We start from the raw sequence: 1,161 nt of genomic DNA, 5'->3' as shown, positions 1-1,161 counted from the left end.
CTTTTCAGACACTGTTCTGCGGCCCACAAAGCATCGCGATGATGTGTAGGACTTACGATCCAAACTTGGTTTATATCTAAGCCAATATTGTGTAGAAACAGCGAATTCATTAACGCTGGAGGCTGAATGAATGCGGTTACCCCTCTCGAAAGAGACGCTTTTAGATATGGAGCGAGTAAACGCAGTTCACCAATACTGCCTACGGATTCCATCTCTACCACACCGTGAGAAGGAAAGCCGCCACCAAGCAATTCATCTAGCTCAGCAAAACCGGAGCTGCTTAGGAATTGATGGTCGTCCGCTTTTGTTAAATTGGCCTGCCAAACAAGATGCTGGCTTTTTAAGTGTTGTAAGATGTCTTGCATAAATAAAATGCCTGTATATATATACAGTATATTTCTATGATGAAAACACGCAAGATTTTTGTCAGTGAGAAAATGAAAAAAGGCAGCGTTTGCTGCCTTTTTAATCGATTATGTGAGATTGTGATAATGTATTACTTACGCTTAGGTTGGGCGTCAATACACTGGCCGTGTATGTCTGTCATCGCAGGATCCATCAAATGCAGATACAGCGGCATAATGTCTAGCGGTGTTTTCAGCGTGTTCGCGTCTTCACCTGGGTACGCTTTCTCACGCATGCGAGTTCGAGTCGCGCCAGGGTTAATTGCGTTAACGCGCATTGGCGTGTCACTCAACTCGTCCGCCAATACTTGCATCATACCTTCTACTGCGAACTTAGATATCGCATATGGACCCCAAAAAGCACGGCCAGAATGGCCAACGGTAGAAGAGGTAAAGATAATGCGACCTGCTTCAGATTTACGCATGACAGGCAGTAGCGCTTGAGTCATCAGCACCTCGGCTTTTACGTTAATCTGCATGATGTCATCGAAGTCCTCTTCGTTGATCTGCTCGAATGGACATAACGCGCTAAGAACACCAGCGTTGTGTAATAAACCATCTAGTTGACCAAATTGACCTTCAATGGTTTCGGCCATATCAATGTAGTTTTGCTTGGTCGCGCCTTTTAAATCGAGAGGGATGATCGCGGCTTGTGGGTAACCTGCGGCTTCAATTTCGTCGTAGATGGATTCAAGCTTCTTAACGTTTCGGCCCAATAGAATCACAGTCGCACCGTGCTTGGCGTAAGAAAGCGCCG

Annotated in this window: 1 protein-coding gene and 1 pseudogene; both read right to left on the bottom strand. The window is 45.7% G+C overall.

What is annotated here, in order from left to right; all coding sequences use genetic code 11:
- Positions 1 to 365: pseudogene (locus tag R7P72_RS25230) on the bottom strand (recombinase RecA); the annotation flags it as partial.
- Positions 366 to 496: 131 nt separating this feature from the next.
- The coding region (locus R7P72_RS25225; RefSeq protein WP_318110989.1) for a YciK family oxidoreductase at positions 497 to 1,161 on the bottom strand (665 nt) is incomplete at its 5' end.

The sequence above is a fragment of the Vibrio sp. Vb0888 genome (assembly GCF_033338835.1).
GTDB lineage: Bacteria > Pseudomonadota > Gammaproteobacteria > Enterobacterales > Vibrionaceae > Vibrio > Vibrio alginolyticus.
This window is presented reverse-complemented; position numbering and strand designations above follow the sequence as displayed.